This is a genomic window from Paenibacillus sp. MER TA 81-3 (assembly GCF_023713585.1).
Lineage (GTDB): Bacteria > Bacillota > Bacilli > Paenibacillales > Paenibacillaceae > Paenibacillus_B > Paenibacillus_B profundus.
Genome location: NZ_JAMAWB010000029.1, coordinates 31,259 through 46,374, shown reverse-complemented (window position 1 = coordinate 46,374; position 15,116 = coordinate 31,259). Strand labels below are relative to the sequence as shown.

The 15,116-nt window shown below is 51.2% G+C and carries 13 protein-coding genes and 1 riboswitch; all 13 genes read left to right on the top strand.

All coding sequences use genetic code 11. From position 1 onward, the window contains the following. The first annotated feature begins 22 nt into the window (after positions 1-22). The 13 genes from M3650_RS28045 to queE all read left to right on the top strand — a co-directional run bounded on the left by M3650_RS28045 (position 23) and on the right by queE (position 15,053). On the top strand, positions 23-976 hold the full coding sequence (locus tag M3650_RS28045; RefSeq protein WP_019420284.1) for a ribose-phosphate diphosphokinase: 954 nt from the start codon (positions 23-25) through the stop codon (positions 974-976). Between the two features lie 123 nt (positions 977-1,099). After that, the gene (pth, locus tag M3650_RS28040; protein WP_251579492.1) at positions 1,100-1,660 is read left to right on the top strand and encodes an aminoacyl-tRNA hydrolase; all 561 of its coding nucleotides are present in this window, start codon (positions 1,100-1,102) and stop codon (positions 1,658-1,660) included. A 64-nt stretch (positions 1,661-1,724) separates the two neighbouring features. Beyond that, a complete protein-coding gene (locus tag M3650_RS28035) occupies positions 1,725-1,955 on the top strand; it encodes an anti-sigma-F factor Fin (RefSeq protein ID WP_251579490.1) in 231 nt (76 codons plus the stop codon). A gap of 235 nt (positions 1,956-2,190) precedes the next feature. After that, positions 2,191-5,721, top strand: a complete 3,531-nt coding sequence (gene mfd, locus M3650_RS28030; protein ID WP_251579488.1) for a transcription-repair coupling factor — start codon at positions 2,191-2,193, stop codon at positions 5,719-5,721. Beyond that, a complete protein-coding gene (locus M3650_RS28025; RefSeq protein ID WP_019420288.1) occupies positions 5,708-6,802 on the top strand; it encodes a peptidylprolyl isomerase in 1,095 nt (364 codons plus the stop codon). The genes mfd and M3650_RS28025 overlap by 14 nt, the downstream gene beginning before the upstream one ends. Positions 6,803-7,250: 448 nt before the next feature. Beyond that, positions 7,251-7,793, top strand: a complete 543-nt coding sequence (gene spoVT, locus M3650_RS28020) for a stage V sporulation protein T (protein ID WP_019420289.1) — start codon at positions 7,251-7,253, stop codon at positions 7,791-7,793. A 727-nt stretch (positions 7,794-8,520) separates the two neighbouring features. Next, entirely contained in the window at positions 8,521-10,257 is a 1,737-nt protein-coding gene (locus tag M3650_RS28015; RefSeq protein ID WP_251579486.1) for a putative polysaccharide biosynthesis protein, read from the top strand. A gap of 155 nt (positions 10,258-10,412) precedes the next feature. After that, on the top strand, positions 10,413-11,933 hold the full coding sequence (yabN, locus tag M3650_RS28010) for a bifunctional methyltransferase/pyrophosphohydrolase YabN (protein ID WP_251579484.1): 1,521 nt from the start codon (positions 10,413-10,415) through the stop codon (positions 11,931-11,933). Between the two features lie 185 nt (positions 11,934-12,118). Beyond that, entirely contained in the window at positions 12,119-12,391 is a 273-nt protein-coding gene (locus M3650_RS28005) for an HU family DNA-binding protein (protein WP_019420292.1), read from the top strand. Next, on the top strand, positions 12,391-12,669 hold the full coding sequence (locus tag M3650_RS28000; RefSeq protein WP_019420293.1) for an RNA-binding S4 domain-containing protein: 279 nt from the start codon (positions 12,391-12,393) through the stop codon (positions 12,667-12,669). Before M3650_RS28005 ends, M3650_RS28000 begins: the two co-directional genes overlap by 1 nt. Before the next feature lie 162 nt (positions 12,670-12,831). After that, positions 12,832-12,875: riboswitch (PreQ1 riboswitch) on the top strand. A gap of 299 nt (positions 12,876-13,174) precedes the next feature. Then, positions 13,175-13,846: a 7-cyano-7-deazaguanine synthase QueC gene (queC, locus tag M3650_RS27995; protein ID WP_251579516.1), complete on the top strand. Its 672-nt coding sequence runs from the start codon at positions 13,175-13,177 to the stop codon at positions 13,844-13,846. Beyond that, entirely contained in the window at positions 13,843-14,331 is a 489-nt protein-coding gene (gene queD, locus M3650_RS27990) for a 6-carboxytetrahydropterin synthase QueD (protein ID WP_019420295.1), read from the top strand. Before queC ends, queD begins: the two co-directional genes overlap by 4 nt. Beyond that, positions 14,328-15,053, top strand: coding sequence for a 7-carboxy-7-deazaguanine synthase QueE (gene queE / locus M3650_RS27985; protein WP_251579482.1), 726 nt, complete (start codon positions 14,328-14,330; stop codon positions 15,051-15,053). Before queD ends, queE begins: the two co-directional genes overlap by 4 nt. The last annotated feature ends 63 nt before the right edge of the window (positions 15,054-15,116 follow it).

Below are 15,116 nucleotides of genomic sequence, written 5' to 3'. Positions count from 1 at the left end.
GGCACGGAGGGTTTTTAATATCATGACTTATTGTGATTCCAAGTTGAAAATTTTCACTTGCAACTCCAATCCCAAGTTGGCAAACCAGATTGCAGAGTACATCGGCATTCCAATGGGAGATGCTGTAACAACAAGCTTCAGTGATGGCGAGATCCAAGTTAAATTGTCCGAGAGCGTTCGCGGATGCGACGTGTATGTCGTGCAATCGACCTGCGAACCGGTCAACGATAACTTGATGGAGCTGCTTGTCATGGTGGATGCGTTAAAGCGTGCATCAGCCAAGAGCATTAACGTAGTTATTCCTTATTACGGTTACGCGCGGCAAGACCGCAAAGCGCGTTCCCGCGATCCGATTACTGCGAAATTAGTCGCGAATCTGATCGAAACGGCGGGTGCGCATCGTGTCATTACGATGGATCTGCATGCAACACAGATTCAGGGTTTCTTCGATATTCCAGTAGATCATCTGCTTGGAGTACCGATTCTGGCGCAATATTTCCGGTCCAAGCAGTTGGAAAATGTTGTTGTCGTATCGCCTGACCATGGCGGCGTCGTGCGCGCACGCAAATTGGCTGATTTCTTGAACGCGCCGCTTGCGATTATTGACAAGCGCCGTCCGGAACCGAACGTCAGTGAAGTCATGAACATTATCGGAGACATCAAGGGTAAGACGGCGATCATTATCGATGACATCATCGATACGGCAGGCACGATTGTCCTTGGGGCGAATGCATTGGTTAAAGCTGGAGTGAAAGACGTCTATGCTTGCTGCACGCACCCGGTCCTATCCGGTCCTGCAATGGATCGTTTGGAGCAATCTCCGTTCAAAGAAGTGATCGTCACGGATACGATTCCGATTAAGCATGAGAACCCGTCCAGCAAGCTGCACGTGCTGTCGGTTGCACCGTTAATGGGTGAAGCGATTATTCGCGTTCACGAAGAGCTATCGATTAGTAAATTGTTTGAAATTGAATAAGAGCGAGGCTCTTATGGTATTGTGAAGATGCATGCAGAAGCAGCAGTATAGATGAACGAGGGTTACGTCTTTGGCTACGGCCGAAGAAGTAACCCTTATCGGCATTTGAAAGGAGGAGCAGTCTTGAAATGGATTGTAGGTCTCGGGAATCCGGGAATGAAATATGCTTCGACTCGCCACAATATCGGCTTTATGGCCATAGATGCGCTCTCGAATCGCTTCGGCATCGAAATAAGGGAGAGCAAATGCAAGGCGTTAATCGGCGAAGGCCACGTTGGTACAGAGAAGGTTGCCCTTATCAAACCGATGACATTTATGAACTTATCGGGTGAAGCCGTTCGTGCTTATATGGATTACTATAAAACGAATATCGATGATTTCATCGTCTTGTATGATGATTTGGATACCGAGCTTGGTAAGATACGCTTGCGATATCAAGGCAGTGCCGGCGGGCATAATGGCATTAAATCCATTATTCAGCATCTCGGGACACAATCTTTTAATCGGATGCGGATGGGCATCTCTCGGCCGGAACCAGGACGCGAAATCGTTGATTACGTGTTGTCAGGGTTTGCTAAAAAAGATCAGGACATGCTCCAACAGACGGTGGAAAAGACGTGCGATGCGGTCGAATTTGCGTTAACGCATACGTTTGAGCAAACGATGGCGAAATTTAACGGCTAATGGGCTAATTTGGCTTCATTAGGGACATACTAAACGGTATATTCCCTGAACTGGAGGCATATAGATGTCTGTGAACTATGTCTGCAAACATTGTCATACGTTAATTGGGCGCCTTGAAGAAAGCGGCATAGATGAAACCCGACTCGGCTTTCATCAACTAACGCCGGAGGAGCGCCAACAATATATATTGGTTCATTCCAATGGAGACGTAACGGTGCGGATGACTTGCGATTATTGCACAGAAGCGATACAAATGCACCCCGAATTGTCGCTGCTGCCATCGCCTTTGCAATGAAAGCTTGATTATACGGAACATACGTCAGCCTTGGCTTGTTTGCCGAGGCTTATTTTGAATGAGCAATAAATCTAGCAAAACCCGTTGTTCCTTATAGGTATGGACGGTACAGTCTGTTTATACGTGGAAGTACACGCGTTAATATGTTGAAGGGCGAGAGGACTTCTCACTTTCGGACCTGAAACTAGATTTTGTCATATCGTAATTTTGTGGGTGAGAAAGAGGTGCCTGTCCTTTGTTAAATGCACTCATGCAAGCTTTATCCGAAGAACGCGATATTGAATCCATAGCTGCTGGCATTCGCGCGGGAATGAAGGAACAATTAGTGTCCGGCATGTCGGGTTCGGCACGTCAAGTGATGATGGCTGCGCTCCATAAGCAGTTGGAACGGCCAGTACTCGTGGTAACGCATAATATGTTTTCCGCACAGAAGGTAGCTGAGGATTTGCAGGAGTGTCTCTCTTCAGACCAAGTGCTGCTCTATCCGGCGAACGAGTTAGTAGCTGCGGAAGCGGCTATCTCGAGTCCCGAGGTGAATGCGCAACGAATCGAAGTGCTGATACGCTCTGCTCAAGGCTTTCGAGGAATTGTCGTCACGCCGTATGCTGGATTGCGGCGGTTTTTGCCTGCCCGCGAAGTGATGGCCCAAGCGACGGTGTCGTTAGCACTCGGAGATGTGCTTCCGCTGGAGAGCTTCTTGGAGCAGATGGTGTCTCTTGGCTACGAGCGGACCGAGCGGGTAGAAACGAAAGGGGAAATGAGCGTACGCGGCGGCATCGTTGATATTTATCCGCTCACTTCGCCATTTCCGTACCGAATTGAATGGTTCGACGATGAAATCGACTCGATTCGTTCGTTCGATCCGCACGATCAGCGTTCCATAGAGAAGCTGAAGCAGCTGACGATAACGCCAAGCCAAGACTTAATTGCGGATAAGACTCGCTTCGTCCAAGCGGCTGAAGCGGCATCGTCACGTCTGGAAGACCAATTATCGAAGATGACCGATCGTCAGGTAAAGGATAAGCTGCAGCAAGAAATCGGCTATGAAATCGAGCGCCTGCGCGGTTCCGTATACTTTAAAGAAATGTATAAGTACATGTCTGTACTTCATCCGGAGCAGCACACGCTGTATGATTATATGCCAAAGGATACGCTTATTATTATGGATGAGCCTGCACGTGTCATGGAGACGGCGAAGCAATTGGATCGCGACGAAATGGAGTGGAGTACGCACCTGCTGCAGAACGGCAAGACGCTGCCATCGCTTCAGCTTGGGCTGAGCGCAGACGATACGCTTGCCAAGCGTCCGTTCCAAACCGTGTTCATGGCATTGTTTTTAAGACAGGTGCCGCATACGCAGCCGCAAAATATCGTTAACGTCATGTGTCGCACGATGCAGAACTTTCACGGTCAGATGAATGTGCTTAAGGCGGAGATGGAACGCTGGAAAAAGACCGGTGCCAACGTCATCATGTTAGCGAACGGAGACGAACGGGTGGAACGCATCCGGCGCGTGCTTCAGGATTATCAGATCCCCGAACCGACCATAATGAAGGGGAACTTGCAAAGCGGCTTCGAACTGCCATCCGTTCATCTTGTCGTCATTACCGAAGGCGAAATGTTCTCGCAGAAGCAGCGCAAGACGCGGCGGGCGGAGCAGGGCGCGAAGATGGACAATGCGGAACGAATTCGCAGCTATACGGAGCTCAAAGTAGGAGATTACGTCGTTCATCAGAACCACGGAATCGGTAAATACATTGGTATCGGTACGTTAGAGATCAACGGCATTCATAAGGATTATTTGCATATCTTGTATGCCGGTGGAGACAAATTGTCCGTTCCGGTCGATCAGCTCCATCTCATTCAGCGCTACGTCAGCTCGGAAGAGAAAGAGCCGAAGGTATATAAGCTGGGCGGTACGGAGTGGACGAAGGTCAAGAACAAAGTTCGCTCGTCGGTCAAAGATATTGCGGACGATCTGATTAAGCTGTATGCCGCAAGACAAGCTTCTTCAGGCTATGCCTTTGAGAAGGATACACCGGAGCAGCGTGAATTTGAAGAAATGTTCCCATATGATGAAACGCGGGATCAGCTCCGCACCATCGAGGAGATTAAGAAAGACATGGAGCTGCCTCGTCCGATGGATCGCTTGCTGTGTGGTGACGTCGGTTACGGCAAGACGGAGGTGGCAGTACGAGCTGCCTTTAAATCAGCGATTGAGGGCAAGCAGGTTGCTATTTTGGTACCGACCACTATTTTGGCGCAGCAGCATTATGAAACGTTCCGGGAACGCTTTGCCGAATATCCATTCAATATTCAAGTGTTGAGCCGGTTTCGTTCCCGCAAGGAACAGAATGAGACGATTAAAGGATTGAAGACAGGCGTCGTCGATATCGTCATTGGTACCCACCGTTTGCTCTCGCAGGACGTCATTTTCAAAGATTTGGGCATGCTGATCGTGGATGAAGAACAGCGCTTCGGCGTTACCCATAAGGAGAAGCTGAAGCGGCTCAAGATGAACGTGGACGTGCTAACGCTGACCGCAACGCCGATTCCGCGCACGCTTCATATGTCCATGTTGGGCGTTCGCGATTTGTCGGTTATCGAGACTCCGCCGGAGAATCGGTTCCCGGTTCAGACCTATGTGCTTGAATACAGCGATGCGCTCGTACGGGAAGCGATTGAACGGGAATTGGCCCGGAATGGCCAAGTATACTTCCTATTCAATCGTGTTCAAGGTATTCATCAGATGGCAGACCATATCAAGATGCTCGTGCCGGAAGCTCGAGTGACGGTCAGTCACGGTCAAATGTCAGAGCAAGAGCTGGAGAAGACGATATTGGATTTCCTGGACGGAGAGTACGATGTGCTCGTCAGCACAAGCATTATCGAGACAGGCGTAGACATTCCGAATGTGAACACACTCATCGTGCATGATGCGGACAAGATGGGCTTGTCCCAGCTGTATCAGCTGCGCGGCCGCGTCGGGCGTTCAAATCGGATCGCGTACGCGTACTTTACGTATCAGCGGGATAAAGTATTAAACGAGGTGGCGGAGAAACGGCTGCAAGCGATTAAAGAATTTACGGAGCTCGGTTCAGGCTTCAAAATCGCGATGCGGGACCTCTCCATCCGTGGAGCTGGGAATTTGCTCGGCGCAGAGCAGCACGGATTCATCGCCTCGGTCGGATTCGACTTGTACTCACAAATGCTGTCTGATGAAATCAGCAAGCGTAAAGCGGAGCTGGACGGCATCGCTATCGAGGAGCAGCAGGAGCTCTCGACGCTTATCGATCTGAACATCGACGCCTATTTGCCGCCGAATTATATTTATGATAGTATTCAGAAGATTGAGATCTATAAAAAAGTAGCCGGTCTTGCCTCGTTAGACGAAGTCGAAGAATTGCGAGATGAACTCATCGATCGCTTCGGGGAACCGCCCCTTGCTGTATTGCAGCTCCTTGCCGTTGCCCGGCTGAAGCTGTATGCGAAGCAATATGGATTGGAATCCATTGTGCAACGCGGGGATGCGGTCACCTTAAAGGTCCACCCTTCGGCTGAACCGTGGTTAGACCGTAAGAAATTGGCTGCCATCGCCACCAGCATTGATAGACGTATTGCAGTAGACCGGAATACGCATGGCATCGTGAAAGTGAACGCGCGTGGAATGGATGCAATGCAACTGTTGATGCAGCTTGAGCAATTCATGCAAGAGGCGAAAGATGCGATCAAATCGAAGGGAGAATTGCAAAATGTTGCAAAATAACAAGACGCGTTCTAAGAAGTGGTTGATGCTGGCATTGTCTGCAGTACTCGCCCTTTCCGTATTGGCGGGCTGTGGCAAGAGTTCCGGAGCAGAAGCAGGAACAGGAGCAGCAAAGAAAGACGACAGCAAAGTCGTGGCTACGTATGAAGGCGGAGAAGTTACGCAAAAAGAGTTCGACATAGAGCTAGGGAACATGCTGTTGATGTATCCGGAATATGCACAGCTTATTAATATGGATCAATTCCGCGAATACTTCTTGAAGCAGCAGGTTGCTTATGAATATCTTCAAGGCAAGGCATCTGACAAGTCCAAGACAGAGGGCGAGAAGAAAGCCAAGGAACAGCTTGAGGCCATGAAGAAGCAGGAGGGCTTCAAGGAAGCTTTGACCGAAAAGAAATTAACGGAGGACGACGTCCTGAAGTATATGACGCGCATCCTTACCGTTGTTGTAGACTATAACGACAAAGTGACGGAAGACCAAATAAAAGCACAGTTCGAAAAAGACAAAGAGGAAATGACGGTTGCGTCCGTTCGCCATGTTTTGATTGGCTTTAAAGACAAGGATGGCAAAGAGCGCAAGAAAGAAGACGCACTTAAGCAGGCGAAAGACATTTCTGCCCGCTTGAAGAAGGGCGAGGATTTCGCGAAGCTGGCGAAGGAATATTCCGATGATGCAGGCTCAGTGCCAGATGGCGGTTTGTATAAAGACACGCCTGTTAGCAAATGGGTGCCGCAGTTCAAGGAAGCGGCGCTGACGCTGCCGATTAACCAAATCAGCGATCCAGTCGAAACGGATTACGGCTACCATGTCATGCGTGTTGAATCGCGCACCGTGAAGACGTATGACAAGCTGACCGAGGACGAGAAGACCGCATTGCGCACACGTGCTGCTTCCGAAATCATGAACAGCTTCATGGAAAAAGAGCTGGACAAGCTGATTACGAAGATTGACTTGCCTAAGGTGGAGGAAGCGAAGCCAGAGGATAAAAAGGAAGAGAAGAAAGAAGACGCGAACAAAGAAACACCGAAAGACAATGGAGCGACAGACAAGAAAGAGGATAAAACAGAAGGAACGAAGTAATTATCCTCGTACTGCTGACTATGTTTTGTGCAAGAATGCAAAGCGGCCTCTCCCCGTTTCGGGCAGAGGGTCGCTTTTTTTCATGGTATGCACTCATGAATTGGAGAAATGTAGGCATACTATAAGTAGTTTCCTTTGTACGTCGTAAAAGGACAAGTCGAAAGAACCATACGAATTCGACAAAAACAGATAAGAAAACCAATTTATGCTAAAGGAATTGGGGAAAATGTGAAAATTCTGAGAAAACGAAATAAAAAGTTGTCGTTTAATGTCGAAAAATGTGATTTTTTTTGCAACTTGGATGGCTTTTCCTACGTATCATGTGTATGTATAAGAACTTGGGAGTAGTTGAATACTATGGTCAGTGTTAGAATCCATACCGCATCTCTCCTAATTAAAAATAATACAGTAGACCTAAAATTACTTACGGAAAGCGGGGCAACCATTTATGAAAGCTACTGGTATTGTTCGTCGTATTGATGACCTCGGACGTGTTGTTATTCCAAAGGAAATTCGCCGCACATTGCGGATTCGCGAAGGTGATCCACTTGAAATTTTTGTAGATCGTGATGGCGAAGTCATTCTGAAGAAATATTCCCCAATCGGCGAGTTAGGCGATTTTGCTAAAGAATATGCGGAATCTTTGTATGAGAACACAGGTCATATTACGTTGATTTCCGACCGCGATACGGTTATCGCGGTAGCAGGTGGTTCCAAGAAAGAATATTTGGACAAGCAAATCGGCATGCTGCTCGAGAATTGCATGGAGAATCGCAAGACAGTCGTCGAGACGAATGCAGGCAACTACGAAATCGTCAAAGACAATCAAGAACCGTTCTCATCGTTCGTAGTGGCGCCTATTGTAACTGGCGGCGACCCTATCGGCACAGTCGTGCTGTTGAACAAGGACGATAGCGTGAAAATGGCGCAAATGGAAATGAAAATGGCGGAAACGGCTGCTGGCTTCCTAGGCAAACAGATGGAGCAGTAATCATATATCTGCAAGAGGAACTCCTGTACGAATAGGGTACACGTCTGACGTGGAACCTTAACGGTGCGGGAGTTTTTTATAAAATATCGGGATAAAAGATGTTTTTCGCCTTGGAATCCTCACTAAATCCTTCCCGGGGATGGTATGCCTGTTCCATCCCTTGCTTCACTCTCCCCTTCATTCAGAATTGCAGATCCTTTGACTTCAACGACAACATGTTGCCGGTCTTCCGTGTAATGGCCCTTAGCTCCATTATCCCAAATAGTCAGGAGGGATAACGTCAAGGATAAGGCACATGCCGACACGTATATCATAAACGGCTGATCATGATGGCAGTAAACCAAAGTGGTCATTGGGCGTGCCTACTTCCTGATGGAAGGGGAGAATGAAGCAAATCACCGTCAGTCTGAATGCGCCACTGCATGAATGGAACATTCCGATAATTATGAAGAGTCAATGTCTTGCTATTTGACAGAGGGTACGCCTCAAGGCGATTTTTTATGACTATTGGCAAGGTTGTGAACACTTCCTTTTAGTGATAAAACATAAAACTTGTTTTAAACGCGATCGCATATCTTGAAAGGATTCGGATAAAGGTTTTTCTTATGTTTTTTTGCATCATCGGCGCAGTATGAGCCGCGTTATGAACGGTACGCTCCGTCTTCCTTGCCTGGTGACCGATTATGATATAATACGGTACGAACGTTACAGAATGGCGGGATGACAGTTGAATGATCGAAAATCCCGCACGTCGGGACAAGTCGTATCCGGTGCGCTGATGTTAGGATTGGCTACAGTCGTGTCAAAAGTAATCGGCACATTGCAAAAAATTCCGCTGCAAAATATTGGGGGCGACGGTGTCTTCGGCATCTATAATGCGGTCTACCCGTTCTATGTTCTGCTTGTCGTTATCGCCTCAGCTGGCATTCCGGTAGCAGTTGCCCGCTTGGTGGCGGAATGTGAGGCGGCTGGTGATGAGCGGGGCTCGGAGAAAATGTTGTACGCCTCTTGCTTACTTATGTCTGTCACTGGTCTTATTGGGTTCGTAGCGCTGATGTCGGGCGCGGAAGCGATAGCCGGATGGATCGGCAACCGTCACACGGTACCGGCGATCCAGAGCTCGGCTTATGCTCTGCTCGTCATGCCGCTTGCTGCGGCCTTGAGAGGTTATAATCAGGGGCGCGGGGAAATGAACTCGACAGCCGTGTCGCAAGTGATCGAACAGACTGGCAGAGTGACGGTGATGATCGCGCTGCTGCTATATTATACAAGCCATGGCGCACCGAATGAAACGGTGGCCGCAGGCGCCACATTCGGATCATTTGCGGGCGGCGTGTGCGGTTTGCTGACAATGGGGATATACTGGTGGATAGAGCATCGCAAGCAGCGGAGCCGCAAGGCAAGGAAGCGGGAAGAAGCCATTGCTGAAGCGGCAGATGAGACATTATCAGTTGATGTCGCACTGCAGGCGGTGAGGTTCGCGGAAGGGGCCGTTGTTCTAGACGGGACTCCTCCTCGAGAGGGAGCGGGGTCACCCACGCTCTGGACATGGATGCGGCGTCTCGCTTGGACGGCTCTGCCGATCTGCCTCGGCGCGATTGTAATGCCGGCCGTGAACGTGGTCGATGTGTTCACGGTGCCGCGCTTGCTGCTGGAGCAAGGGTTGAGCGAATCTGCCGCGCTTGCGCAGTTCGGCATATATAGCCGCGCGTTTCCGCTTGTGCAGCTTGTCACGATGGTGGCGGGCTCGCTTGCTGTCGGGCTTGTGCCAGCGGTGGCAGAGGCGGTGCGGCGGCAGGATGAGCAGCAGCTGCGTGCGCTTATTCGAACTGCGCAGCGCTGGGCGTGGTTGCTTGGCTTGGCCGCCACGGCCGGGCTTATGGCCTTGGCTGAGCCTATTAACTTGGCGCTGTACATGGATAACGCCGGATGGACGGCGTTCGTGCTGGTTGCTTCCACGGCGGTTAGCGGCGTATTCCAGGCAGTAACCGCCGCCTTGATGCAGGGCATGGGCGCGGTGCGGGCCCCGGCGCTGCATCTGCTGGCCGCTGCTTGCGTGAAGGCGGCCTTGAATGTGTGGCTCGTCCCGGCGTACGGCATCGCCGGGGCAGCCACCTCCGCGGCCGCAGCGCTCGCCCTCGCAGCGGCGCTGAACGCGGTCGCGCTGGCACGCGTCAGCGGCGTCGGCATCGCCGCCTGGGGCGCACGCAGCGGGCAACTGGCGCTCGCCCTCGCCGGGATGGCCGCAGCCGTGTGCCTGGCCGCAGCGCTGCCCGCATGGCTTGGCGCCACCGGGCGCTCGGGCGCGGCCTTGGCTACGGCCGTCGGCGTGCCGCTCGGAGCGGCGACATTCGCCGCCCTCGCTGCCGCGCTTGGCGCGGTGACGCCGCATGAGCTCGCCGCCGTGCCGCGCATCGGGCCGCGTCTGGCAACGTTCGCGTCGCGTCTTGGGCGGCGCTCGTAGCCTCGCCTCGCGGCACATCCGCCGACACGGACGGGCCAGGCAATGAAGCCGCCCGGCCTAGTACGGCAGGCGCTGCCCGCACAGGATCATTCATGCTGCTGGTATGAATTCATTCAGGATAGGAACATGACCTTTACCATAAAGGAGGCATCACTATGCCCGGTAACATCACAGTCGTCGGCCTTGGCTCCGGCGATGTCGGCCAGCTGACGCTGGCTGTGTGGAATCTGCTGCAGCAATCTCCGCACATCTATGTGCGCACAGAGCATCATCCGGTTATGTCCCTGTTCAAGGAGCACGACATTTCGTACCGATCGTTCGACCGCATTTACGAGACACAGGAAGACTTTCCGAGCGTCTATGCAGAAATTTGCCGTGAATTGATGGTGGCGGCCTTGGTTAGTTCAGACAGCACGATCGTGTATGCCGTTCCCGGCCACCCGATGGTGGCGGAGGCGACGGTTCAGCTGCTTAAGGAGCGCTGTTCGGAACAAGGGATTGCGTTGAAGATTGTAGGCGGGGAGAGCTTCCTTGATCAGGCGTTTATTGCGCTCGGATTCGATCCGATTGAAGGCTTTCAATTGCTGGATGCGTCAGGGCTTCAGCCTGCTGGCTTGAATCCCCGGTTGCACACGGTCATCGGACAAGTGTATGATACGTTTACGGCTTCTGATGTGAAGCTAAGTCTGATGGAGATTTATCCAGATGACTATGAAATCACGGTTGGTCATGCGCTTGGTGTCGAAGGAATGGAACAGATTGTGCGCGTGCCGCTTCACGAGCTGGATCATCTGGACGGTTACGGCAATCTGTCGCTCATTTGGGTTCCTCGTACAACGGACGATGCGGTGCGGAACCGAACGTTCAGCCGCTTGCACGAGATTGTGTCCATCCTGCGCAGTCCGGAAGGATGTCCGTGGGATCGGGAGCAGACACATCAATCGATTCGGAAGAACCTCATTGAGGAAACGTATGAGGTGCTCGAAACGATCGATGATGATGATCCGGCGCATATGCAGGAGGAGCTCGGCGATTTGCTGCTGCAAATTATGCTTCACTCCCAGATGGAGGAAGAAACGGGCACATTCGGCGTGTACGATGTCATTCAGGGGCTGAATGAGAAGCTGATTTTCCGTCATCCCCATGTGTTTGGCGACAAGCATGCAGCGGATGCTGAGTCGGCTCTCGGCAACTGGGAGCAGATGAAAGCGGAAGAGAAGCGCCGCAAAGGGATCGCGAGTGAAGCAGCATCCGTTCTAGATGGCGTGCCGAGAGATTTGCCGGCACTGATGAAAGCTTACAAATTGCAGAAAAAAGCGGCCAAGGTCGGCTTTGACTGGGATCGTGTGGAAGATGTACTTGACAAAGTAGCCGAAGAATTGCAAGAATTGCGAGAGGCGATTGCTTCGGTAGATTCGGCAACGGGTGAAGAGGATAAGGACAAGCATATGGCTCATGCCGCCGAAGAACTGGGCGATGTACTGTTCTCGGTCGTCAATGCAGCCCGCTTCATGTCCGCAGATCCGGAAGAGTCACTCACCCTCACGAACCGCAAATTTGTGCGCCGATTTCAATATATCGAAGAGCAGCTTCGTATAAACGGCAAATCTTTTGACCAAACTGATTTACTAGAAATGGAGCGGTGGTGGCAGGAAGCGAAGCGGCTCGAACCGTAACCCGGGCGTGCAGCGGCCCTAATATTCTCTATTTTTCGTCAAAATATGAAAAAGTGCCGCAACCGGGAAGGAATTTTCCTAAAAAGCAAGAATACATACATGCAATAAGTATTCCGCGGCTCAAGCGTTAGCTTGCACGCCAACACACTCTATGAATGAATAATAGGATTGGGAGGCCAATACACATGAACAAAACTGACTTGATTACTAACATCTCTACAAAAAGCGGCTTGACTAAGAAAGACGTTGAATCCGTCCTGAACGGTTTCTTCGGTGAAGTAACAGATGCATTGTCCAAAGGTGACAAAGTTCAACTGATCGGCTTCGGTACATTCGAAACTCGCAAACGCGCAGGCCGTACGGGCCGCAACCCGCAAACAGGCAAAACGATCGAGATTCCTGAATCCGTCGTTCCAGCGTTCAAAGCGGGCAACAAGCTTAAAGAAGCAGTAAAATAATGCGTCTGGACAAGTTCCTGAAAGTATCGCGACTCATTAAGCGGCGTACCGTCGCAAAAGATGTGTCTGAACAGGGACGTGTAGTCTTGAATGGACGTGAAGCGAAGCCGAGCACGTCTGTTAAGGTTGGCGACGAGATAACGGTTCAATTCGGACAGAAGCTCGTCACCGTCCGCGTGGAGCGTCTCCAAGAGACGACGAAGAAAGATGAAGCGGCGGGTATGTACTCTCTGCTCAAGGAAGAAGCCATTCCGAAATCGAACGATTTCGGCTGGTAGACGCCATAGGCATGACAAGAAGAAACGGTTCTTCCTTTTTCTAAAGGGGAAGCCGTTTTTTTTGTGTTCCACCCTGTATTTAGTGAAATATGGTTTTGAAACTTCCGCTTCCATTCTCTATAATGAATAACAACTGCATACATTCCGCGAGGACCATACCTTGCGGGAGAGGTTCGCAATCTCCCTCTATAAAAAACTAAGGCTGACAGTATCCTACGGATCTAGTGAAGTTCAAAAAGCCCCTTTTTTTGAACACTCATTAGTATGTTTCCTTAGTGCTGTCTTTTTTGTGCTTTATAAGTCTTTTTAAAAAGGTTTTTTTTAACATGTACTTTGAGCACATGCCTTTCGCTTTGTTCAAGAATGCAGGTATGCGGGCGCGTCCCGGTGCATGGCAGACGAGGGAACAAGAAAGGATGAGAAAAACATGGAAACAGAAATGAATAACCATATCAATGTGTCGAGCTTCGCTGAAGCACGCCCACACGAAGACGGAAAGGCGGACATGCCGAAGGAGAAGGCGATCGTCGTCTTTAGCGGCGGTCAAGACAGCACCACGTGCCTGTTCTGGGCCATGCAGCGCTTCGGCGAAGTGGAGGCAATTACGTTCGATTACGGACAGCGGCACAAGAGCGAGATGGATTACGCGAAGCGGATCGCCGAGAAGCTGCACATTCCACACCGCATTCTTGACATGTCGCTGCTCAATCAGTTGGCGCCGAACGCGCTGACGCGGGGAGATATCGACATTGCGCATGAAGAAGGGCAGCTGCCGAACACGTTTGTCGAAGGACGCAACCTGCTGTTCTTCTCGTTCGCGGCGATTTACGCCAAGCAAATGGGTGCAAGACATATCGTCACCGGTGTCTGTGAAACCGACTTTAGCGGTTATCCGGACTGCCGCGACGTATTCGTCAAGTCATTAAACGTTACGCTCAATCTGGCGATGGATTACGGCTTCGTTATGCATACGCCGCTGATGTGGCTAAATAAAGCGCAGACCTGGCGTCTCGCGGATGAACTCGGTGCATTCGACTTCGTGCGCAAGGAAACGGTCACCTGCTATAACGGGCTGCCGGGCGACGGGTGCGGCGAGTGTCCGTCATGCAAGCTGCGCCGTGCAGGGCTGGAAAGCTATCTGGCGGAACGCAAGCAGCATGAGGATATGAGCGTATGAGCACACCTGGACCGTTCCGCATCGTAGACAAGCTGCAGACGTTAGGCGCGGACATCTCACGAGAATCGCTGCGCTATCATCGCCATAGGGTGCTCGTGAGCAAGGAGTTCACCTTTGATGCGGCTCACCATCTGCATGCCTATGAAGGCAAGTGCAAAAATCTCCATGGCCATACGTACAAAGTGGTGTTCGGATTAAGCGGCTTCGTGAACGATATCGGATTGGCACTCGATTTCGGAGATATTAAGGACATTTGGAAGGACCGCATCGAGCCTTATGTCGATCATCGTTATTTGAACGAGACGCTGCCTCTGATGAACACGACGGCGGAAAATATGGTCGTATGGCTGTACGAGCAAATGGATGCCGCGCTGCGCACGGAATCGTATGAGAGCCGCTGTGAAGGCGGGCGAGTGGAATTCGTGCGCCTTTATGAGACACCAACGAGCTACGCTGAGGCCAGACGGGAGTGGATGGACTCATGACGATACCGGTTCTGGAAATCTTCGGCCCGACCGTGCAGGGGGAAGGCCTGCTTGTCGGTCAGAAGACGATGTTCGTGCGCACGGCAGGCTGCGATTACCGCTGTTCATGGTGCGATTCCGCCTTTACGTGGGATGGATCGGGGAAAGAAGACATTCGTCCAATGGCGGCAGAGGATATTTTCGGCGAATTGAACAGACTAGCCGCAGGCTGCTTCGAGCATGTCACCATATCAGGCGGCAATCCTGCCTTAATACCTGGCATGGGCGAACTCGTCGATCTGCTGCATGCGCATGGGATCCGCTCCGCAGTGGAGACGCAAGGCTCGCGCTGGCAGGACTGGCTCATGCGCATTGACGATGTCACGCTGTCCCCGAAACCTCCGAGCTCCGGGATGGATACTGATTTCGATCGGCTGGACGACATCGTGAACCGGCTGTGGAACCGCTCTGAATGCAAAGGATTATGCTTGAAGGTTGTCGTTTTCGACGAGCAGGACTTACAGTACGCCATACGCGTTCATGAACGGTATGCTGACATTCCATTCGTCTTGCAGACGGGCAACGACAATGTGCACAGCTCTGATGATGACGAGCTCATCCGGAGCCTGCTGCGTAAATACGAATGGCTAATTGACCGAACAGCCGCCGAACCGAGGCTGAATCGGGTACGAGTGCTGCCACAGCTTCATACGCTTGTGTGGGGCAATAAGCGCGGCGTATAAGAGGCAACAAAACTTGTACTTCTCGGTGCAAAAGTTTTTTATAACTTACAAATATTAATTTAA